The following is a 19359-nucleotide window of genomic DNA, read 5'->3' as shown; positions in this document are numbered from 1 at the left end:
GGGCGGCGGGGGCGGGGGCGGAGACCATGATGTCCCTGCCGACCGCGCCCACCGTCTGCTTGGTCCTGCCCAGGCACCACAGCTGGTCGGCGCCGGTGTAAGGGCGGCCGCCGTCGTTGCCCGGGTAGCCGTAGGCGGCGACGGTGAAGGAGCCGCCCTGGTTGCGCATCGGCGTGAACGCGCCGACCGTGCGCTGCAGCGTGGTGCCCTTCCTGCCGACCTCGATGAGTGCCAGGTCGTAGATGGAGTTCCAGTCGCCGCCGCGCACGGCGGTGTAGCCGTCGGGCTTCCACACGCGCCGGCCGCCCCACCGGCCGTAGGGCTCGCGCTGGGCGGCGGTGCGGGCGCGGCCGTCGTAGCCGGGCACGAACGCGAAGTTGCGGTACCACTGGGGCTGCCCGCCGCGCTTGGGCACGCCGTACACGCAGTGGGCGGCGGTGGCGACGAGCAGGCCGCGGGCGGAGCGGACGACCGAGGCGCTGCAGGAGGCGCGCTGGCCGTCGGCGTTGACGAAGAACAGCCGGCCGGTGATGCGGCTGGCCGCGGCGCGGGTGTAGGGGCGGCTGACGCGGCTGTAGCCGTTGACGTCGGCGCCGGGTGTGATCCGCTTGGCCTGGGGGACGCTGAGCCGGCGTTCGGCCGCGCCGCCCGCCGCGCCGCCCGCAATGCGTGGGCCCGCAATGCGTGGGCCCGCTTCGCCGGCCGCTTCGCCGGCGGCCTGGCCCAGGGGCAGGTCCACCGCGTTGGCCCTGGACTGCTTGCTCACGGTCCAGTACTCGATGGCGTCGTCCGGGCGCATCAGCGGTGAGGCCTCCGCGCCCCAGGTCCGCTCCGTGCCAGGCTCTTCCGGTGAGCCGGACCTGGCGGTCGCGGGTGCCGGCGCGGGCGGGTCGGCCGACGAGGACGCCGGCGCTGAGGCCGTCAGCGCGACGCCCGCGGTCGTGGCCAGGGCGGCGGCCAGCGTGGTGACCAAGGCTTTGGACACTATGTCCCCCGTATACATCTCGATCGAAAAGCCTCGATCACTGTAAGTCACAGAGTCGTTGCATATCGTGATGGAGGGGTTCGTGTCGCCGGTGGACGGTTCAGCCCGCGGCGGCGTCGCCGTCTCTGCCGGTGGTGGTCTCGAACTGGGCGGTGGTGGCCTCGGCGGGTTCGCGGTCGGGGCGCAGGCCGCGCCAGGAGGGGTGGCGCAGCCGCCGGTCGCCGGTCATCTCGTGGTACTGGACCTCGCCGACCAGGCGGGGCTCGACCCAGTGGGCGTCGCGGGCGTGCTCGCGCGGCACCGGCTCGTCGAACGGCGGGTCGCGGCGTTCCAGCGGGGCCAGCCGTTCGGCCAGGTCGCGCAGCATGGCCTGGGTGAATCCGGTGCCGACGTGCCCGACGAAGTGCAGCCGGCCGCGGTGGTCGTAGGCGCCGAGGAGCAGGGAGCCGATCATGCCGGTACGTCGGCCGCCGCCGGGTTTCCAGCCGCCGACGACGACCTCGACGGCGCTGACGTTCTTGACCTTGGTCCATTCGCCGCTGCGCCGGCCGGGACGGTAGGGCGAGGTGAGCCGCTTGCACACGACGCCTTCGAGGCCGAGTTGCCGGGAGGAGTCGAAGGCGCGGTCGGCGTGGTCGGGGAACCAGACGGGCACCTGCCAGCGGTAGCCGGGGGTGAGCGTGTTCTCCAGCAGGTCGCGGCGTTCGGTGTAGGGCTGGGCGACGACCGGGCTCTCGCCGAGGTGCAGCAGGTCGAAGGCCATGAAGGTGACGGGGACCGTGCGGGCGAGTTCGGCCACGGTGGCGGCCTTGCGCTGGTGCATGCGTGGTTGCAGGGCCTCGAAGCTGGGCCGTCCGGCCTCGTCGAAGGCGACGACCTCGCCGTCGAGCACGACCGGCCGGCCGCCGGTGGCGCCGGCCATGAGCTGCAGTTCGGGGTAGGCGGGGGTGATGTCCTTGCCGTTGCGTGACATGAGGCGGACCGTGCCGTTCTCGAGGTAGGCCAGGGCGCGCACGCCGTCCCACTTCATCTCCACGGCCCAGCCGTCGCCCTGGACGTCCGTCAGGGTGCCGAGCTGGGCGAGCATCGGGGCGTACGCGGGCAGCCTGGCCATGGTGCAGGCAGTACCCCGGCGGGTAGATCGTCAGTGGCGGATCGGGGTCTACAGATGGTCAAGAGCGGAGTCTTCCACCAGTTCGGCGAGGTCCACGCCGTGCCGGCCGAGCTCGGAGACGGACGTGCAGTAGCCGCGCAGGTAGGTCCTGCCGTTGACCTGGTGGGTGACGCGCAGCAGCGGGCGATCGTCCAGGATGATCGCCTCGACCAGGAGGCCGCCGGGGCCGCGCCAGAGTCCCATGCCGACAGAATATGACAAACAGGACAAATCATGCGATTTCCGGAAATGTGAGATCGGGGGGTGGGTGGTGCTCCGGCCAGGTCCGGTGCACCCGCAGCACCGCCGAGGGGGAGTCCGGCGACTTGACGAAGGCGTCGGCGATCGGCACGCACAGGTAGCCGCACGTCGTCCAGACGTGGTGGCGGCCCAGGTCGAAGCAGCGGGCGCCGGTGGCGTCGTGCCGCGGGAAGCCGGTCATCGTGACGTAGAGCAGGCCCGCGTAGCGGCCGCCGGCCCCGTGCACGTCGACCCGGCCGCACTCGCCGGGACCGGCCCGCAGGTGGGCGTGCACCGTGTCGGACTCCGGCCAGGCGCTGGTGTTGGCCACGCAGTGCGTGTAGCCGCCGGTGAAGCCGTGGCGACCGGCCACCTCTGCGGCCACCTCGACGGCGACCGTGCCGCCGACCGCCCAGCCGTCGGACGCCGTCACCGTCTTGGCGACCTCGTAGGAGACCTGGTAGGCGAGCCCGGCCGGGCCGGGCAGCGGCTCGGTCGAGGCCCACCGGGGATGGCGCTCGGACAGGCGGCCGCCGAAGGCCAGGTGGTCGGCGTAACGGGTGATCAGCTCGTCGAAGTGGGCCAGGACGAGCCTGTCGGTGGGGTGCCCCGACCCGGCCTCGATCGTCCGCACGCCCCTGGCCAGCTCGTCGTCGTTGAAGCAGCGCGGGCACACCGCCTTGACCGCCGCCCACTGCCGCTCGCACCACTCGTCCGAGCGCGGCGAGGGCTCCGGTGCGGTGCGGGTGCGGCGGCACGCGCCGCGCGGCATCCCGGCCGCGGCCACGTGCCCGGGCACCTGGTGGCCGGGGCCGGCGCCCGCGGGCACCAGCGGGATGCCCGCCACCACCTCGGGCCCGATGCGCTCCACCCGGTGCAGCGCCGCCGCGTGCCGCGGCGACGAGCACACCAGAACGCCGCCGTGCGTTGCGCCGATGCTCGCGTGATTCATGGGGACACCTCACTGTATCCCTTCCCATCAGCAAAAATAACGTAACGTTATCTTTTGATTACCGTTGGTGGTCTTTGATGAAGACGTTAGAGGCGAAATCCGCTGGGCAGAGGAGGGCGGAGCCTTTCCCGGCCGTGGCCGCACCCCCGTGGCGGCCACGGCATCCCGCCCCGGTATGGCCCGGTCCGGGGTGACGACGGCCGTGAGACCGGCGTTGGCGAACGCCGGTTCTCACGGCCGTCTTATGTCCGCGAGCCTCTGATGAATCCGTGTCCCGGATAGTGGACAGAACAGGATTCAGGGAGTGGACTCCGTAGACTGTGAGGGTGATTTCCCGTATTGACATGCGCGGTTCCCTGCCGGAGAACCTGCGCGACGTGCTGCCCCGCGCCGAACTCGACGTCGAGGCCGCCCTGGAGAAGGTGCGGTCCATCTGCGACGACGTACGCCATCGCGGGGCGGCAGCCGTACGGGAGCTGACCGCCAGGTTCGACGGTGTCGAGATCGCCTCCACGCGCGTGCCGGCCGAGGAGATCGAGCGGGCCCTGGCCGAGCTCGACCCCCGGGTCAGGGCGGCGCTGGAAGAGTCCATCCGCCGGGCCAGGAAGGTCCACCGCGACCAGCGGCGCACCGACGTCACCACCGAGGTCGTGCCCGGCGGCACCGTCACCGAGCGCTGGGTGCCCGTCGACCGGGTCGGCCTGTACGTGCCGGGCGGGCGCGCGGTCTACCCGTCCAGCGTGGTCATGAACGTCGTCCCGGCCCAGGAGGCCGGCGTAAAATCACTGGCTGTTACCTCGCCACCCCAGAAGGGTGATGCTCCCCACGATCGTGGGGGTGATCCGGAGTTCGGGGGCCTGCCGCACCCCACGATCCTGGCCGCCTGCGCCCTTCTCGGGGTCGGCGAGGTCTACTCCGTCGGCGGCGCGCAGGCCGTGGCCATGTTCGCCTACGGCACCGAGGAGTGCCCGCCCGCCACCCTGGTCACCGGCCCCGGCAACATCTGGGTGACCGCGGCCAAGCGGCTGCTCAAGGGCCGCATCGGCATCGACTCCGAGGCCGGCCCGACCGAGATCGCGATCCTCGCCGACGAGACGGCCGACCCGGTGCACGTGGCCGCCGACCTGATCAGCCAGGCCGAGCACGACGTGGTCGCCGCCGCCGTCCTGGTCACCACCAGCCCCGAGCTGGCCGACGCGGTGGAGAAGGAGCTGCCCGGGCAGGTCGCGGCCACCAAGCACGCCGCGCGCATCACCGAGGCGCTGGCCGGCCGCCAGTCCGGCATCGTGCTGGTCGACTCGATCGACGACGGCCTGAAGGTGGTCGACGCCTACGCCGCCGAGCACCTGGAGATCCACACCGCGAACGCCGCCGAGGTCGCCGCCCGGGTGCGCAACGCCGGGGCGATCTTCGTCGGCACGTACGCGCCGGTCTCGCTGGGCGACTACCTGGCCGGCTCCAACCACGTGCTGCCCACCGGCGGCTGCGCCTGCCACTCCAGCGGCCTGTCGGTGCAGTCGTTCCTGCGCGGCATCCACGTCGTCGACTACAGCCGCGAGGCGCTCGCGGGCGCGGCGGCCCACGTGTCGGTGCTGGCCGACGCCGAAGACCTGCCGGCGCACGGCGCCGCGATCCGCGCCCGCTTCGACTGGGAGATTCCGACCACGTGAACCTGGACGATCTGCCCATCCGCGACGACCTGAGGGGCAAGACGCCGTACGGCGCGCCCCAGATCGACGTCCCGGTCCGGCTCAACACCAACGAGAACCCCTACCCGCCCTCGCCGGAGCTGGTCGCCGACCTGGCCGAGGCGGTGCGGGCGAACGCCGGCGAGCTCAACCGCTACCCCGACCGCGACGCCGAGGCGCTGCGCGCCGACCTGGCCGGATACCTGGGCCACGGGCTGAGCGCCGCGCAGGTGTGGGCGGCCAACGGCTCCAACGAGGTGCTCCAGCAGATCCTGCAGGCCTTCGGCGGTCACGGCCGCACCGCGCTGGGCTTCGAGCCTTCGTACTCGATGCATCCGATCATCACCACGGGCACCAGCACCGAGTGGGTCAGCGCGTCGCGTGAGGAGGACTTCTCGCTCGACCCCGGCAAGGCCGTGGCCGCGATCGAGGAGCACCGGCCCGACATCGTGTTCCTGGCCTCGCCGAACAACCCGACGGGCACCGCGCAGCCGCTGGCGGCGATCGAGGCGATCCTGGCCGCGGCCCCGGGCGTGGTCGTGGTCGACGAGGCCTACGCCGAGTTCGCCCGCGAGGGCACGCCGTCGGCGCTCACGCTGCTGCCCGGGCACCCGCGGCTGATCGTCACCAGGACGATGTCCAAGGCGTTCGCGATGGCCGGCACCCGCCTGGGCTACCTGGCCGCGCACCCGGCGGTGATCGAGGCGCTCCTGCTGGTGCGGCTGCCGTACCACCTGTCGACGCTGACCCAGACGGCCGCCCGCGTGGCGCTGCGCCACCGCGCCGAGCTGCTCGGCACGGTCGACGCGCTGCGGCGCGAGCGTGACGACACGGTGACGTGGCTGCGGTCCAAGGGCCTGGCGGTGGCCGACTCCGACGCCAACTTCGTGTTGTTCGGGGCCTTCCCCGACCGGCGCAAGGTGTGGGAGGGCCTGCTGGCGCACGGCGTTCTCATCCGCGAGGTGGGCCCGCCAGAATGGCTGCGTGTGTCGATCGGCACCAGCGAGGAGATGGCGGCGTTCCGCGCCGCGATGGAGGGAGTTCTGTGAGCCGGGTAGGCCGCGTCGAGCGCGCAACCAAGGAGACCTCGGTCCTGGTCGAGGTGAACCTCGACGGCACCGGCCAGGTGGACGTCGCCACCGGGGTCGGCTTCTACGACCACATGCTGGCCCAGCTCGGCAAGCACGGGTTGTTCGACCTGACCGTGAAGACCGAGGGCGACCTGCACATCGACTCCCACCACACGATCGAGGACACCGCGCTGGCGCTGGGCGCGGCCTTCCGCGAGGCGCTGGGCGACAAGTCGGGCATCAGGCGGTTCGGTAACGCGTCGTGCCCGCTGGACGAGTCGCTGGCCCAGGTCACGGTCGACCTGTCGGGCCGCCCGTACCTGGTGCACACCGAGCCCGAGGGCATGGCGCCGATGATCGGCCCTGAATACGACACGACGATGACCAGGCACATCCTGGAGTCGTTCGTCGCACAGGCCGCGATCTGCCTGCACGTGCACGTCCCGTACGGGCGCAACGCGCACCACATCGTGGAGGCGCAGTTCAAGGCGCTGGCGCGGGCGCTGCGCGAGGCGTCCGAGCTCGACCCGCGCGCCTCGGGCGTGCCGAGCACGAAGGGAGTGCTGTGACCGAGAACTGGACCTCCGCCGTGATGATGTTCCTCGGCCTGTTCCTGATCGGCGGCGTGGTCTCGCTGGGCAAGCAGGGGATGAAGCTGGGCGCCACCGTCTGCGCGGTCGGCGCCGCGATGGCGATCACCGCCGGGGTGATGTGGTGGTGAGCAGGAACGTGGTCGTGCTCGACTACGGCTCGGGCAACCTGCGCTCGGCCGAGCGCGCCCTGGCCAGGGTCGGCGCCGACGTCACCGTCACCTCCGACTACGACGCCGCGCTCAACGCCGACGGCCTGGTCGTGCCCGGGGTGGGCGCGTTCGAGGCGTGCATGAGCGGGCTGAAGAGCGTCCACGGTGACCGGATCATCAGCCGCCGGCTGGCCGGCGGGCGGCCGGTGCTGGGCATCTGCGTGGGCATGCAGATCCTGTTCGCCCGCGGCGTCGAGCACGGCGTCGAGACCGAGGGCTGCGCTGAGTGGCCGGGCACGGTCGAGCGGCTCGACGCGCCGGTGCTGCCGCACATGGGCTGGAACACGGTCAAGGCGCCCGCGGGCAGCGTGCTGTTCGCCGGGCTCGACGCCGCCACCCGGTTCTACTTCGTGCACTCCTACGGGGTGCGCGAGTGGGAGCTGCGCCCGGGCGACGGGTTCGCCGAGCCGGTCGTCACCTGGGCCGAGCACGGCGTGCCGTTCGTGGCCGCGGTGGAGAACGGGCCGCTCATGGCCACCCAGTTCCACCCGGAGAAGTCCGGCGACGCCGGCGCGGCCCTGCTGACCAACTGGCTCGCCACCGTCACGTGAGCCGCCGTGCCGGAAGGGATCCGGTGAACCTGTTGGATGAGATCCCGTGAGTAAGGAACGCGCGCGCCGGCGCGCCGAGCGTGAGGCGGAGCGGGCGCGCGCGATCCGGCTCAACGAGGAGCGGCAGGCGCGCCGCGCCCGCCGCCGCGCGCTGGCCGCCCGCCTGACCCCGCGCCAGGTCAGGTTCCACCGGCAGGGCGGGCTGCTGGCCCGCCGCCGCCGCGCCCAGAACGTCCTGGTGGCGCTCGGCCTGCTGCTCGTGCAGGCGCTGGTCTGGCTGATCTGGGGCTCGGTGCCGCTCAGTTTCGCCGTGTTCGTCTTCTCCCTGCTGCTGGCACCCGTTGTGATGACTCTCGCATTCGACCGGAGGACCTGATGTCGCTCGTTTTGCTCCCCGCCGTGGACGTCGCGGACGGCCAGGCCGTCCGCCTCGTCCAGGGTGAGGCCGGGACCGAGACCGGCTACGGCGCGCCGCTGGCCGCCGCGCTGGCCTGGCAGGAGGCGGGGGCCGAGTGGATCCACCTGGTCGACCTCGACGCCGCCTTCGGCCGCGGCGCCAACCGGGAGCTGATCCGCGAGATGATCGGCCGGCTGGACGTGCAGGTCGAGCTGTCGGGCGGCATCCGCGACGACGAGTCGCTGGCCGACGCGCTGTCCACCGGCTGCCGCCGGGTCAACATCGGCACCGCCGCGCTGGAGAACCCCGAGTGGTGCCGGAAGATCATCGCCGAGCACGGCGACAAGATCGCGGTCGGGCTCGACGTGCGCGGCACCACGCTGGCCGCCCGCGGCTGGACCCAGGACGCCGGCGACCTGTGGGAGGTGCTCGACCGGCTGGAGGCCGACGGCTGCCCCCGCTACGTCGTCACCGACGTCACCAAGGACGGCACGCTCAAGGGCCCCAACCTCGACCTGCTCAAGCAGGTCTGCGCCCGCACCGACAAGCCGGTCGTGGCCAGCGGCGGCATCTCCTCCCTCGATGACCTGGTCGCACTGGCTTCTCTCGTTCCGAACGGCGTGGAAGGGGCGATCGTGGGCAGGGCCCTCTACGCTCACGCGTTCACGCTGGAAGACGCGCTGGCCGCGGTGCGCGCGTGAGCTTCGCAGGGAGGGGCGAAGGATGAGCATCAGCATGGAGAACACGGGATCGAGGGTGTTTTCTGGCGGCATCTGGGAGGAGAAGTACGGCTACGCCCGTGCCGTCGTGGTGGGCGACCGGGTGATCGTCTCCGGCTGCACGGCCACCGTCAATGGCGAGGTACGGCACGTCGGCGATGCCTACCGGCAGTCGCTGACCGCCATCGAGATCGCTCTGGAGGCCGTCATGATGGGCGGCCTGGCCAGGGAGGACGTCGTCATGGTCCGCTACTACGTGGTCGAGCAACGCCACTTCGACCAGGCCGGGCGGGCCATCTCCGAGGTGTTCGGCGCGGTGCGGCCGGCCTGCACGGGAGTCAGGGTCGCCGGCCTGATCGACCCGAGAATGCTGATCGAGATCGAAATCGAGGCACTGCGAGCATGACCGTAGCGGTAAGAGTCATCCCCTGTCTCGACGTCGACGCCGGCCGGGTGGTCAAGGGCGTCAACTTCGAGAATCTGCGCGACGCGGGCGACCCGGTCGAGCTGGCCAGGCGTTACGACGAGGAGGGCGCCGACGAGCTGACCTTCCTCGACATCACCGCGTCGTCCGGTGAGCGCGAGACCATGCTCGACGTGGTGCGCAGGACCGCCGAGCAGGTGTTCATCCCGCTGACGGTGGGCGGCGGCGTGCGTTCCGTCGACGACGTCAACACGCTGCTGCGGGCCGGCGCGGACAAGGTGTCGCTGAACACCGCCGCCATCGCCAGGCCGGAGCTGCTGACCGAGGCCTCGCGCCGCTTCGGCGCGCAGTGCGTGGTGCTGTCGGTCGACGCCCGCCGCGCGCCGGGCACGGCCAGCGGCTTCGAGGTCACCACGCACGGCGGCCGCCGGGGCACCGGCATCGACGCGGTGGAGTGGGCGGCGCGCGGCGAGGAGCTGGGCGTGGGCGAGATCCTGCTCAACTCCATGGACGGCGACGGCACCCTCGACGGCTACGACCTGGAGATGCTGCACGCGGTCCGGGCGGCGGTCCGCGTCCCGGTGATCGCCAGCGGCGGCGCCGGGCGGCTGGCGGACTTCCCCCCGGCCGTCGCGGCGGGCGCCGACGCGGTGCTGGCCGCCTCGGTGTTCCACTTCGGCACCCTGAAGATCGCCGAGGTCAAGGACACCCTGCGCGCGGCCGGCCACCCGGTGCGCTGACGCGACTCCCCGTGCGGAACCCGGCAGGGCGCCGCACGGGGGACACGCGGAGAATGTCTCAGAACACGCGCAGGTGGTTGAACAGCTCGTACGAGACGTCCCGGCCGGCGAACGCCGCCGCCTCCGACCGCTTGACGGTCAGATAGGCGTTGCGGCGCAGCGGCCCGAGCGCCTCCATGAGCACCTCGTCGGCCTCCAGCGCGTCCAGCGCCTCCGGCAGCGAGGCCGGCAGGCGCGGGTAGCGCCCAGGGCGGGTGTCGGGGTCGACGTCCACCGGCTCGCCAGGGTCGAGTTTGCGCCTGATGCCGTCGAGCCCGGCGTGGATGACCGCGCCGAGCGACAGGTACGGGTTGGCCGAGGAGTCGGACGGCTTGAGCTCCAGGTTCGGCTCGCCGCTCTCGCCCAGCGGTGAGCAGACCCGGACCGCCGCCTCGCGGTTGTCGGGGCCGTACACCGCGTACGCGCTGGACCAGGAGCGTGGTGACAGCCGGCGGAAGCTGTTGACGCTGCCGCAGGTCAGCGCGGTCAGCGCGGGCAGGTGCGCGATGAGACCGCCGATGAACGCGGCGCGGATCTCGTCGTCCTCGCCGAAGACGTTCTGCGAGTCGCGCCACAGCGACAGGTGCAGGTGCGCGCCGTTGCCCGACTGGTCGGCCAGCGGCTTGGGGGCCAGCGTGGCCCACATGGACATGCGCATGGCCACGCCGCGCACCGTCTCACGGTAGAGGACGTGGTTGTCGGCGGCACGCAGCGCGGGCGCGTGCCTGATCGACAGTTCCTGCTGGCCCGGGCCCAGCTCCGGGTGGTAGTGCTCGACGCGCAGGCCCTGCGTCTCCAGGGCGCGCATGAGCTTGATCGTGTAGTCGTGCGCGGTGTCGAAGCCGGCGTTGGCGTAGCACAGGGCGTCGTCGAGCGGCACCAGCCGGTCGGGGCCGCCGCTCGGGTCGGGCAGCCGGCGGCCGAGCGTGAACTCCGGCTCGAACGCCGCCTGCAGCGTGTAGTTCTCGCTCGCGAGCTCGGCGACGGCGTTCTTGAGGAACGTCCGCGCGCACGCGTCCCACGGCGTGCCGTCGGGCAGGCACAGGTCGGACAGCATCGCCGCCGCGCCCGGTGCGTGCGGCAGCGGCACGTAGGTGGCCGGGTCCGGGACGATCCGCACCTCGCCGACCGGACTCATGTGCTCGACCTCCTGCAACTGGTCGAGCATGTTCATCGCCATCATGGCCACCGTGTGCCCGATGCCCGTTCGCAGCCGTTCGGCCAGCCGCGACCGGGATGCCGCCTTGCCACGGATCACGCCACCGTGGTCGGCGTACAGAAAGCGAATCAGCTCGATGCCCTCGAGCTCGGCTCGCTCGAGTATGCGCCGCACGTGCGGATCGGGCTGATTGATCTTGGTGCCGCTCGGGCGATCTCTCATCCTGTCTGCGTAACACGATCTGGCAGCGCGGGGAAGCATCTAGCGCAGACAGAACCGTCCCATCAGGTCAGAACGTTTGTAAAGAACACCGCCAACTGGTTGGCTCCTTGGACGACTCCGTCAAACACTCCGTTGACCGCGGCGGCCGCGTCGGCCGGCCGGGTGAACAGGTAGAAGACCACGAACGCGACGATCACGTAGGTGATCACCTTCTTGACCTGCATGGGGGGCCTCCTGCAGTCCATTCCCAGCCGTATATACCCGGATCTGGGCGATCAACTGGCATCTTCTGTGAAGATGTTCTTGATCTTAACCGGGGGGCTTCTCTCCTACGCCATGGTACGGCCTCGAATCGCGTCAGGAGTGCCGACCACGCCGAAGGATCCGCGCCGATGCCGATAACCCCGCCGTATCGCGAGGTAGATCGGCAGCGCGAGCGGCGACAGCAGAACGGTCGCCACCAGCAGCGGCGCCATGAGCAACGGGTGCACCCGGTGCTCGCGGCTGTCGAGGTACATCCACCGGCCCACCAGCAGGTCCCAGGCGATGATCTGCGCCCACAGGGCGGCCAGCGCCCGCGGGTCGGCGACGAGCTGCTGCAGCCCGGCCAGCGTCGGCCGGGTCACCACCGGCCAGAAGTCGCCGAGCAGCGGGACCAGCAGCACCAGGTCGACCGCCAGCGTGGGCAGCACCATGAGCGGTGAGCCGGCGATCCGCCGGGTGAACGACCAGGTGGGGGCAAGGATCATCAGCGCCCAGAACGGCGCGGCGGCGTAGAAGCTGAGGTCGAACAGGGCGGAGACGCTCACGAGGCGGACCTCTCCTCGGCGGGGTCGGTGCGGGGGAGCCGGGCCGCGGCCAGGGCGGTGGCCAGGACGGCGGTCAGCGCCGCGACGAGCAGCGCCGCCAGCACGGCCAGGGTGAGCCCGTCGGGCTTGACCACGGACTGGCCGCGCAGCGCCTGCCAGACGGTCAGCGCGAACACCCCGCCGTACAGGCCGCCGCCGATCGCGACCAGCCGGGCGCGGACGACCTCGTGCCGCAGCGCGGGGACCCGCCCGGCCAGCGCGGTCAGCGCCAGGGCGAGCAGCGGGAGCAGTTGCAGCGCGTGCATGCCGACGAAGTGCGGCACCCGCAGATCGCCGCCCACGGTGCTCCAGCCGAGCGCGGGCAGCCCGGGGCCGCCGTCGGGCACGCCGACGGTGTGCGCGCCGACGATGCCGAACGCCGGGTCCTGGCCCGCGGTCGGCATGGTCATGAGGATGCCGGAGGCCAGCCCGAGTGTGGAGATGATCAGCCCGGACCACAGCGACCAGGCGAGCGGGCGGTCACCGGGCCGGTCGATCAGGACGGCGACCGCGGCCACGATGTTCGCCACCATGAGCGCGGTGATCGTGCTCGCCATGATCATGTAGATCGTGGTGTCGAGCGGCGTGGCGAAGTTGAAGTGGCTGCGCTCGACCCGGGCGGCCTGGAACACGATGAGCACCACCTCGGTCAGGCCGGCGACGGCCAGGACGGTGCCCGCCCAGCCGCTCCAGCGCCGCCCGCGCGGCGACAGCGATAACAACCAGGCCCAGGTGAAGGAGTAGAGGACGAACGAGATCGCGAACTTCGTGGGTTTCGCCCAGATCGGCATGCCGTCGAGGGTGCGGTCGTCGACGATCCAGGCGGCGGTCGTCGCCACCGCCAGCACGGCCATCGTCCCGGCGAACAGCATGAGGGGGCGGTGCCATCGCAGCATGAGTGCCTCCGCGGCAGATAGTGGATAGTGCTACTCGCTGCTATCTATAGCTAAGCTATCCAGCAACCGCAAGAGGGGGTTTTCACACGTGCGCATGGCGGAGCTGAGTTCGGCCGCCGGTATCCCGGTCCCGACGATCAAGTACTACCTGCGGGAGGGGCTGCTGCCCCCCGGCCGTCCGCTCGGCCGCAACCAGGCCGACTACGGTCCTGAGCACGTCAGGCGGCTCAAGCTGATCCGCGCGCTGCTCGAGTACGGCGGGCTCGGCGTCGCGGCCGTGCGCGAGCTGCTGCGGCACATGGACGACCCCGGCGTCGCCCAGGGCGACCTGCTCGCGCTGGCCCAGCTGACCATCGTCCGGCGGGACGAGGCCAGGCCGGGGCCGCACCGGGACGAGGCCGAGCGGATCGTGGCCGGCCTGCTCGAACGCAGGGGATGGGGCCGCCTGGCCGGTCACCAGGCGGTGCGCGGCATGGTCGCGCTCGTGGCCACGCTCGGCGAGCTGGGCCGGGCCGACCTGCTGGGCGTCCTCGACGACTACGCCGCCGCCGCGCAGGTCGCCGCCGAGGGGGAGATCCGGGTGCTGGGCGACGTGGACGATCGCGAGCGGGCGGTGGAGGTGGTCGTGCTGGGCACGCTGCTCGGCGACGCGCTGCTGGCGGCCATGCGCCGGGTGGCCCAGGCCGACGTCTCCAACCGCGTCTACGGCCCGCCCGAGGACTGCTAGCCCACCACCCGCCGGCGTGGCTGATCGGCGGTGCTCAGATGCCCAGCCTGGCGTTCTTCAGCCGGGCGATCGCGTCCGCGTCGCCGGTGAGGTCGACCCTGGCGTGCTCCTGCCGGCCGAAGCAGAACAGCAGCAGCTCGGCCGCCCGCCCGGCCACCTCGACCTTCGGCCCGTCCTTCGCGCCGCCCAGCACCACCGAGCGGCCGCGGCCGCCCAGCCGGTGCAGCACCACGCCCACCGGCGCGCGGCGCAGCATCACCCGGGCCCCGGCCGCGACCCGCTTCCAGATGAGCTCCTCCAGGTCGGCGGGCAGCTCGCGGGGCTCCCAGCCGGGCTGGGCGCGGCGCACGTCCTCGTGGTGCACGAAGAACTCCAGCGTGTTGACGGCCGAGTCGAGGAACGAGACCAGCCCGTACACCCCGCCCGGCTTCCTGACCAGGTTCACCAGCTCCGGGTACGGATGCCTGTTCTTCAGCCCGTTCTGCACCGAGGCGGTGTAGCCGGCCAGGGGCTTGAGCGCGATGCCGCCCATCGCGTCGGGCCTGCGCTCGCGCAACACCAGATGGGCGGCCAGATCCGCGGTGTCCCAGCCCGTGCAGAGCGTCGGGGCGTCGGGGCCGAGCCGGTCGAGCAGATCGCAGAGCGCGGCGCGTTCGCTACGAGCATGAGTCACGCCGCCAACCCTACCTGTGGGAATAACGGGATGATCAGCCGTGATAGTGACATAGGGGAAATTGTCGGTGCTTGAAGGGAAGATATCGGAGTGGCGAGTAAGGTCACCTCGGCCGTCATGCGTCAGGGACTGCGGGTCCTTGGGGTGGCCATCCGCACGGAGAAGGCGGTGTTCGCCGCGGCCGTCCTGGCCAGCGCGTTGTACGGCGGCATGACCGTCGCCTCCGCCTGGGCCCTGGGCTGGGCCACGGAGAACGTCGTCATGCCCGCGTTCGCCGACGGCGACGTCACCACCGGCGCGCTGTGGACCGGCGTGTTGCTGATCATGGGCACGGCGCTGCTCAAGGCCGGCGGCGTCGCGGGCCGGCGCATCCTGGCCGGCGTCATGCAGTACCGGATGCAGGCCAGGTCCAGGCGGGAGGTCACCAAGCAGTACCTGCGGCTGCCGCTGTCCTGGCACCACCGGCACCCGACCGGGCAACTGCTGTCCAACGCCAGCTCCGACGCCGAGGCCGCGTGGGCGCCGCTGGCGCCGCTGCCGATGGCGGTCGGCGTGATCGTCATGCTGTTCACCGCCGCGATCGCGATGGTGCTCACCGACCCGGTGCTGGCCCTGGTCGGCTTCCTGATCTTCCCGGCGATCGCCGTGCTCAACCTGATCTACCAGCGCCGGCTCAGCCCGCTCGCCACCCGCGCCCAGCAGCTCAAGGCCGAGGTCAGCGAGATCGCGCACGAGAGCTTCGACGGCGCCCTCGTCGTCAAGACGCTCGGCAGGGAGGCGCTGGAGACCGACAGGTTCCGCCGCCGCGCCCACGAGCTGCGCGACGCCAACATCGCCGTCGGCCGGGTGCGCGGCCTGTTCGACCCGCTGCTCGAAGCGCTGCCCACGCTGGGCGTGCTCGCCGTGCTCGCGGTCGGCGCGGTGCGCCTGTCCGGCGGCGCGATCGACTCCGGCGAACTGGTGCAGGTGGCCTACCTGTTCACGCTGCTCGCCTTCCCCATCAGGGCGCTCGGCTGGGTGCTGGCCGAGCTGCCGCGCAGCGTCGTCGGCTGGGAGCGGGTGCAGGCCGTCCTGGACGCCGAGGGCTCCATGGAGTACGGCCAGGCCGCCGTCACCGGCGGCGCGCCGGCCGAGCTGGAGGTCGAAGGCGTCTCCTACGCCTACGGCACGGCCGAGGTGCTGCACGACGTCACCTTCGACGTGCCGGCCGGCCGCACCGTCGCCCTGGTCGGGCCGACCGGCTCGGGCAAGTCCACGCTCGTGCAGCTCCTGGTCAGGCTGGTCGACCCGGCCGCGGGACGGGTCCTGCTCGACGGCGTCGACCTGCGCGAGCTGGCCTACGGCGGCGTCGCCGGCTCGGTGGCGCTGGTGCCCCAGCAGACGTTCCTGTTCGACGACAGCGTGCGCGGCAACGTCGCGCTCGGCACCGAGGTCGGCGACGAGGACGTCTGGGCCGCGCTGCGCCTGGCCCAGGCCGACGGGTTCGTCGCCAGGCTGGGCTCCGGGCTCGACACGCGGGTGGGGGAGCGGGGCGCGACCCTGTCGGGCGGCCAGCGCCAGCGGCTCGCCCTGGCCCGCGCGGTCGCCCGCCGCCCGCGCCTGCTCATACTCGACGACGCCACCTCCAGCGTCGACCCCCAGGTCGAGGCCAAGATCCTGGCCGGCCTGCGCGACGACGCCCGCTCCGACGACGCCTCGACCGTCGTGGTCGTCGCCTACCGGATGGCCACGATCGCCCTCGCCGACGAGGTCGTCTACCTCGACCGGGGCCGCGTCGTGGACCGCGGGCCGCACGACGAGCTGCTGCGGCGCTGCGCCGGATACCGGAACCTGGTGACCGCCTACGAGCGCGAGGAAGCCGAGCGCGCGGCCATCAACGAGGCCGAAGAGGAAGAGGTCAGCGCGTGACCGGTCAGACCATCAGCGGCAACGCGGAACGTTCCGCGCTGGCCACGATCAGGCAGGGGCTCTCGCTCACCCCCGAGTTCCGCAAGGGCCTGTGGGTCACCCTGGCCCTGGCCGTCGTCGCCACCGTCGGCAAGATCATCGTGCCGTTCGCGGTGCAGCAGACGATCGACGTCGGGCTCAAGAGCGGCGCGCCCGACCTGGCCAGCGTCCGGCAGACCGTCGCCTGGTGCGCGGCGGCCGTGGTGCTGACCGCGCTGGCCGGCTACCTGATGAACGTCCGCCTGTACAAGGCGACCGAGTCGTCGCTGGCCACGCTGCGCGTGCGCGGCTTCCGCCACGTGCACGACCTGTCGGTGCTCACCCAGAACACCGAGCGGCGCGGCGCGCTGGTCTCCCGGGTCACCAACGACATCGACCAGATCAGCACGTTCATGCAGTGGGGCGGCGTGATGATCATCGTGTCGTTCGGCCAGCTCCTGGTGGCCAGCGCGATGATGTTCGCCTACTCCTGGCAGCTCACCCTGCTGGTCTGGGTCTGCTTCATCCCGCTGATGATCGCGCTGCCGCGCTTCCAGCGGCTGCTCTCGCGCGCCTACACCGTGGTGCGCGAGCGCACCGGCGACATGCTGGCCGCCGTCAGCGAGTCGGTCGTCGGCGCCACCGTCATCAGGGCCTACGCCAGCGAGCGGCGCACCTCCGAGCGCATCGACAAGGCCGTGAACGCCAACCGCGCCGCCCAGGTCAAGGCCCAGACCATCGTCGGCACCGTCTTCCCGCTGACCGAGATCGTGGCCGCCCTGGCCATCGCCGGGATCGTGCTGCTCGGCGTGCGGCTCGGGCTGTCCGGCGACATCACCAAGGGCGAGCTGCTGGCGTTCCTGTTCCTGGTGACGCTGTTCGTCTCGCCGCTGCAGATCGCCACCGAGATCCTCAACGAGGCGCAGAACGCGGTCGCCGGCTGGCGGCGCGTCCTCGGCGTGCTGGACACCCCGCCCGACGTGGCCGACCCCGGCGAGCGGGGCGTGGCGCTGCCGCGCGGTCCCATCTCGGTGGCCTTCGAGGACGTGCGCTTCTCCTACCCCGGAGGGCCGCCCGTGCTGCGCGAGGTCACCGTGGAGATCCCGCCGCGCTCGCGGGTGGCCGTGGTCGGCGAGACGGGCTCGGGCAAGACCACCTTCGCCAAGCTGCTGACCAGGCTCATGGACCCGGTCTCCGGCCGGGTCACCGTCGACGGCCACGACCTGCGCGACGTGCGCTTCTCCTCGCTGCGCGAGCGCATCGTGATGGTGCCGCAGGACGGCTTCCTGTTCGACGGCACGCTGGAGGAGAACGTCCGCTACGGCAGGCCGGGCGCCACCCGCGAGGAGATCCAGCTCGCCATGACCGAGCTCGGCCTGGCCGACTGGCTCGACGGGCTGCCCGCCGGCCTCGACACGCCGGTCGGCCAGCGCGGCGAGTCGCTGTCGGCCGGCGAGCGCCAGCTCGTCGCGCTGGCCCGCGCCTACCTGGCCGACCCCGACCTGCTCCTGCTGGACGAGGCCACCTCCGCCGTCGACCCGGCCACCGAGGTGCGCCTGGCCCGCGCGCTGGAGGGCGTGACCCGCGGCCGCACGGCCGTCTCGATCGCGCACCGGCTCTCGACCGCGGAGAACGCCGACGAGGTGCTGGTGTTCGACGCCGGCCGGCTGGTGCAGCGCGGCCCGCACGCCGAACTGGTCAAGCAGCCCGGCGTGTACGCCGACCTGCACGCCTCCTGGATCTCGGCGGCCCACTCCTGACCCCCGGGGGCGGCGGGTCACTCTCCGGCCCGCCGCTCCCTGGGCGCGGAGAAGGTCACGCTCGTCCCGCCCGGCCCCGACACGATCGTGACGTGGTCGCACAACATCCGCGTCAGCCACAGCCCGCGCCCGCCGCCCTCGAACCCGGTGGGCGGCCCGGCGTCGCTCATCCACCCCGGCGGCAGCCCGGGACCGTGATCGGTCACCTCGCACCACAGCCGGTCGCCGGCGGCCCACAGCCGCAGCTCGCCGCGCCCGCCGCCGTGCACCACCGCGTTGGTGGTCACCTCGTTGACCGCCAGCACGAAGTCCTCCAGCGTCCGCCCCGACAGGCCCTCGTAGGCGGCGTGCTCGCTGACGGCGCGCCGCAGCACGGTGATGCGCCCGCGCGCGAAGCTCGCGCACAGCACCTGCCTACACATCGGCCACCCGGCGGACGACGAGCAGCTCGTCGCCCCTGATCAGCCTGAGCACCCGCGCCGTCGCCGCGCCGCAGACCACCACCGTGGACCCGGGCGGCCTGGCCATCGCCGTGACCGTCAGCAGCTGGGCCGAACCGGCGTCGATGAAGTCGAGGCCGGAGGCGTCGATCACCACCTGGCCGGGCACCGACTCCAGCCGCGCCAGCACCGAGGCGAACGCCTGCCGGTTGGTCAGGTCGATGTCGCCCCACACCCGCAGCCCCGGCGGCGCGAACGTGTGCGCGAAGCGCAGCAGCGCCTGCTCCGGCGAGATCGGATGCACCGCCGCGGCCCGGTCGATGCACTCGCGGGAGAACAGGTTGCGGTCGTACTGGCACACCGCGGCCAGCCACCGCTCGCCGAACAGCTCGTTGGCCGCGGCCTCGAACGCCGCCTGGCCCAGCACGTCCTTCGCCCCCCAGGAGGCGTCGATCAGCGCGTAGACGCCGTGCTGGCCGTGCCTGCGCGCCCGCGTGTGCGCGCCGGCCAGCTCGGCCAGCACCCGGCCGGGGTCGAAGCAGCCCGCGGTGAAGTGCGTCTGCGCGCACGCGACGATCTCCACCTGCCCGGCGGCCTCGGCGTCGGCGAACCCGGGCACGAGCGGCGCCAGCCACGCCCGCGTCCGCTCCGGCGGCTCGGCGTGCGTGAGGATCAGGACCTTGGTCCGGCGGCGCAGCCCGTTCACGGTGAACGCCCGCGTGGCGCGCACCCGCTCCCGCTCGCCGTCGAACGGCAGGCAGACGTGATCCCCCAGGTCGGGATCGAGCACCGAGCCCGCGACGTGCACCACGATGGCGTCCTCCCTACCACGCGTCACTCCGGAAACTACTCCCGCCATGCTGATCACGTAGCGCGTTCTTCGTAAAACCCAGCGTGACCCGATGCTGAAAGGTGTACGTTTTCCGCGGGGCCGCCCGGGGTGGGAGC

General features: G+C 72.2%; 23 protein-coding genes. 12 read left to right on the top strand and 11 right to left on the bottom strand.

Features of this window, described 5'->3' with window-relative positions:
* The 4 genes from HII36_RS30945 to HII36_RS30930 all read right to left on the bottom strand — a co-directional run.
* A partial coding sequence (locus tag HII36_RS30945) for a trypsin-like serine peptidase (RefSeq protein ID WP_173526815.1) occupies window positions 1-985 on the bottom strand: 985 nt, incomplete at its 3' end.
* Window positions 986-1085: 100 nt separating this feature from the next.
* Complete coding sequence (gene ligD, locus HII36_RS30940) at window positions 1086-2099, bottom strand: non-homologous end-joining DNA ligase (protein WP_173526814.1); 1014 nt, start codon at window positions 2097-2099, stop codon at window positions 1086-1088.
* A gap of 48 nt (window positions 2100-2147) precedes the next feature.
* On the bottom strand, window positions 2148-2342 hold the full coding sequence (locus HII36_RS30935) for a hypothetical protein (RefSeq protein ID WP_173526813.1): 195 nt from the start codon (window positions 2340-2342) through the stop codon (window positions 2148-2150).
* A gap of 28 nt (window positions 2343-2370) precedes the next feature.
* On the bottom strand, window positions 2371-3330 hold the full coding sequence (locus tag HII36_RS30930) for a hypothetical protein (RefSeq protein ID WP_173526812.1): 960 nt from the start codon (window positions 3328-3330) through the stop codon (window positions 2371-2373).
* 326 nt (window positions 3331-3656) lie between these two features.
* Here HII36_RS30930 and hisD point away from each other — a divergent pair, with 326 nt between their 5' ends.
* The 9 genes from hisD to hisF are packed head-to-tail and all read left to right on the top strand — an operon-like array spanning window position 3657 to window position 9721.
* Window positions 3657-5000: a histidinol dehydrogenase gene (hisD, locus tag HII36_RS30925; RefSeq protein WP_173526811.1), complete on the top strand. Its 1344-nt coding sequence runs from the start codon at window positions 3657-3659 to the stop codon at window positions 4998-5000.
* Window positions 4997-6067: a histidinol-phosphate transaminase gene (locus tag HII36_RS30920; protein WP_173526810.1), complete on the top strand. Its 1071-nt coding sequence runs from the start codon at window positions 4997-4999 to the stop codon at window positions 6065-6067. The genes hisD and HII36_RS30920 overlap by 4 nt, the downstream gene beginning before the upstream one ends.
* Window positions 6064-6657 (top strand): imidazoleglycerol-phosphate dehydratase HisB, encoded by a 594-nt coding sequence (gene hisB / locus HII36_RS30915; protein ID WP_173526809.1) that lies wholly within the window; start codon window positions 6064-6066, stop codon window positions 6655-6657. The genes HII36_RS30920 and hisB overlap by 4 nt, the downstream gene beginning before the upstream one ends.
* Window positions 6654-6809 carry a hypothetical protein gene (locus HII36_RS30910; protein WP_173526781.1) on the top strand — a complete coding sequence of 52 codons (156 nt, stop codon included), beginning with the start codon at window positions 6654-6656 and terminating at the stop codon, window positions 6807-6809. The genes hisB and HII36_RS30910 overlap by 4 nt, the downstream gene beginning before the upstream one ends.
* Window positions 6806-7441 (top strand): imidazole glycerol phosphate synthase subunit HisH, encoded by a 636-nt coding sequence (gene hisH / locus HII36_RS30905; protein ID WP_173526808.1) that lies wholly within the window; start codon window positions 6806-6808, stop codon window positions 7439-7441. Before HII36_RS30910 ends, hisH begins: the two co-directional genes overlap by 4 nt.
* 46 nt (window positions 7442-7487) lie before the next feature.
* Window positions 7488-7817, top strand: coding sequence for a hypothetical protein (locus HII36_RS30900; protein WP_173526807.1), 330 nt, complete (start codon window positions 7488-7490; stop codon window positions 7815-7817).
* A complete protein-coding gene (gene priA, locus HII36_RS30895; RefSeq protein ID WP_173526806.1) occupies window positions 7817-8539 on the top strand; it encodes a bifunctional 1-(5-phosphoribosyl)-5-((5-phosphoribosylamino)methylideneamino)imidazole-4-carboxamide isomerase/phosphoribosylanthranilate isomerase PriA in 723 nt (240 codons plus the stop codon). Before HII36_RS30900 ends, priA begins: the two co-directional genes overlap by 1 nt.
* Before the next feature lie 22 nt (window positions 8540-8561).
* Window positions 8562-8963: a Rid family hydrolase gene (locus HII36_RS30890; RefSeq protein WP_173526805.1), complete on the top strand. Its 402-nt coding sequence runs from the start codon at window positions 8562-8564 to the stop codon at window positions 8961-8963.
* A complete protein-coding gene (gene hisF, locus HII36_RS30885) occupies window positions 8960-9721 on the top strand; it encodes an imidazole glycerol phosphate synthase subunit HisF (protein ID WP_173526804.1) in 762 nt (253 codons plus the stop codon). Before HII36_RS30890 ends, hisF begins: the two co-directional genes overlap by 4 nt.
* A gap of 58 nt (window positions 9722-9779) precedes the next feature.
* On the opposite strand, the gene HII36_RS30880 is transcribed toward hisF, so the two are convergent.
* The 4 genes from HII36_RS30880 to HII36_RS30865 form a co-directional block, all read right to left on the bottom strand.
* On the bottom strand, window positions 9780-11141 hold the full coding sequence (locus tag HII36_RS30880; RefSeq protein ID WP_173526803.1) for a glutamine synthetase family protein: 1362 nt from the start codon (window positions 11139-11141) through the stop codon (window positions 9780-9782).
* A gap of 62 nt (window positions 11142-11203) precedes the next feature.
* The gene (locus HII36_RS30875; protein ID WP_173526802.1) at window positions 11204-11365 is read right to left on the bottom strand and encodes a hypothetical protein; all 162 of its coding nucleotides are present in this window, start codon (window positions 11363-11365) and stop codon (window positions 11204-11206) included.
* A gap of 105 nt (window positions 11366-11470) precedes the next feature.
* Window positions 11471-11950, bottom strand: a complete 480-nt coding sequence (locus HII36_RS30870; RefSeq protein ID WP_217370180.1) for an ABA4-like family protein — start codon at window positions 11948-11950, stop codon at window positions 11471-11473.
* On the bottom strand, window positions 11947-12885 hold the full coding sequence (locus HII36_RS30865) for a hypothetical protein (RefSeq protein WP_173526801.1): 939 nt from the start codon (window positions 12883-12885) through the stop codon (window positions 11947-11949). The genes HII36_RS30870 and HII36_RS30865 overlap by 4 nt, the downstream gene beginning before the upstream one ends.
* Before the next feature lie 94 nt (window positions 12886-12979).
* Between HII36_RS30865 and HII36_RS30860 the strand changes: the two genes are divergently transcribed.
* Window positions 12980-13612, top strand: coding sequence for a MerR family transcriptional regulator (locus tag HII36_RS30860; RefSeq protein WP_217370179.1), 633 nt, complete (start codon window positions 12980-12982; stop codon window positions 13610-13612).
* Window positions 13613-13646: 34 nt separating this feature from the next.
* Here the strand turns inward: HII36_RS30860 and HII36_RS30855 are convergent, their stop codons facing one another.
* Window positions 13647-14285, bottom strand: coding sequence for a TIGR03085 family metal-binding protein (locus HII36_RS30855; RefSeq protein WP_173526799.1), 639 nt, complete (start codon window positions 14283-14285; stop codon window positions 13647-13649).
* A gap of 117 nt (window positions 14286-14402) precedes the next feature.
* On the opposite strand from HII36_RS30855, the gene HII36_RS30850 reads away from it, so the two are divergent.
* Together HII36_RS30850 and HII36_RS30845 are read left to right on the top strand one after the other, a co-directional pair.
* Window positions 14403-16193, top strand: coding sequence for an ABC transporter ATP-binding protein (locus HII36_RS30850; RefSeq protein WP_173526819.1), 1791 nt, complete (start codon window positions 14403-14405; stop codon window positions 16191-16193).
* Window positions 16190-17971 carry an ABC transporter ATP-binding protein gene (locus HII36_RS30845; RefSeq protein ID WP_173526798.1) on the top strand — a complete coding sequence of 594 codons (1782 nt, stop codon included), beginning with the start codon at window positions 16190-16192 and terminating at the stop codon, window positions 17969-17971. The genes HII36_RS30850 and HII36_RS30845 overlap by 4 nt, the downstream gene beginning before the upstream one ends.
* Window positions 17972-17988: 17 nt before the next feature.
* Here the strand turns inward: HII36_RS30845 and HII36_RS30840 are convergent, their stop codons facing one another.
* A complete protein-coding gene (locus HII36_RS30840; protein WP_173526797.1) occupies window positions 17989-18393 on the bottom strand; it encodes an ATP-binding protein in 405 nt (134 codons plus the stop codon).
* Window positions 18386-19249, bottom strand: a complete 864-nt coding sequence (locus HII36_RS30835; protein WP_173526796.1) for an MEDS domain-containing protein — start codon at window positions 19247-19249, stop codon at window positions 18386-18388. The genes HII36_RS30840 and HII36_RS30835 overlap by 8 nt, the downstream gene beginning before the upstream one ends.
* Between the last annotated feature and the right edge of the window lie 110 nt (window positions 19250-19359).

The organism is Nonomuraea antri, from assembly GCF_013283785.1.
GTDB lineage: Bacteria > Actinomycetota > Actinomycetes > Streptosporangiales > Streptosporangiaceae > Nonomuraea > Nonomuraea antri.
The sequence above is the reverse complement of the archived record's forward strand: the minus strand, read 5'-3'. Positions and strand labels throughout refer to the sequence as shown.

What these genes read in the sequence shown, in the direction of transcription:
- priA (WP_173526806.1), top strand. Translation starts at nt 7,817, where the DNA reads ATGTCGCTCGTTTTGCTCCCCGCCGTGGACGTCGCGGACGGCCAGGCC.
- HII36_RS30850 (WP_173526819.1), top strand. Translation starts at nt 14,403, where the DNA reads ATGCGTCAGGGACTGCGGGTCCTTGGGGTGGCCATCCGCACGGAGAAG.
- HII36_RS30860 (WP_217370179.1), top strand. Translation starts at nt 12,980, where the DNA reads ATGGCGGAGCTGAGTTCGGCCGCCGGTATCCCGGTCCCGACGATCAAG.
- HII36_RS30840 (WP_173526797.1), bottom strand. Translation starts at nt 18,393, where the DNA reads ATGTGTAGGCAGGTGCTGTGCGCGAGCTTCGCGCGCGGGCGCATCACC.
- hisF (WP_173526804.1), top strand. Translation starts at nt 8,960, where the DNA reads ATGACCGTAGCGGTAAGAGTCATCCCCTGTCTCGACGTCGACGCCGGC.
- HII36_RS30875 (WP_173526802.1), bottom strand. Translation starts at nt 11,365, where the DNA reads ATGCAGGTCAAGAAGGTGATCACCTACGTGATCGTCGCGTTCGTGGTC.
- HII36_RS30890 (WP_173526805.1), top strand. Translation starts at nt 8,562, where the DNA reads ATGAGCATCAGCATGGAGAACACGGGATCGAGGGTGTTTTCTGGCGGC.
- HII36_RS30930 (WP_173526812.1), bottom strand. Translation starts at nt 3,330, where the DNA reads ATGAATCACGCGAGCATCGGCGCAACGCACGGCGGCGTTCTGGTGTGC.
- HII36_RS30865 (WP_173526801.1), bottom strand. Translation starts at nt 12,885, where the DNA reads ATGCTGCGATGGCACCGCCCCCTCATGCTGTTCGCCGGGACGATGGCC.
- HII36_RS30880 (WP_173526803.1), bottom strand. Translation starts at nt 11,141, where the DNA reads ATGAGAGATCGCCCGAGCGGCACCAAGATCAATCAGCCCGATCCGCAC.
- HII36_RS30935 (WP_173526813.1), bottom strand. Translation starts at nt 2,342, where the DNA reads ATGGGACTCTGGCGCGGCCCCGGCGGCCTCCTGGTCGAGGCGATCATC.
- ligD (WP_173526814.1), bottom strand. Translation starts at nt 2,099, where the DNA reads ATGGCCAGGCTGCCCGCGTACGCCCCGATGCTCGCCCAGCTCGGCACC.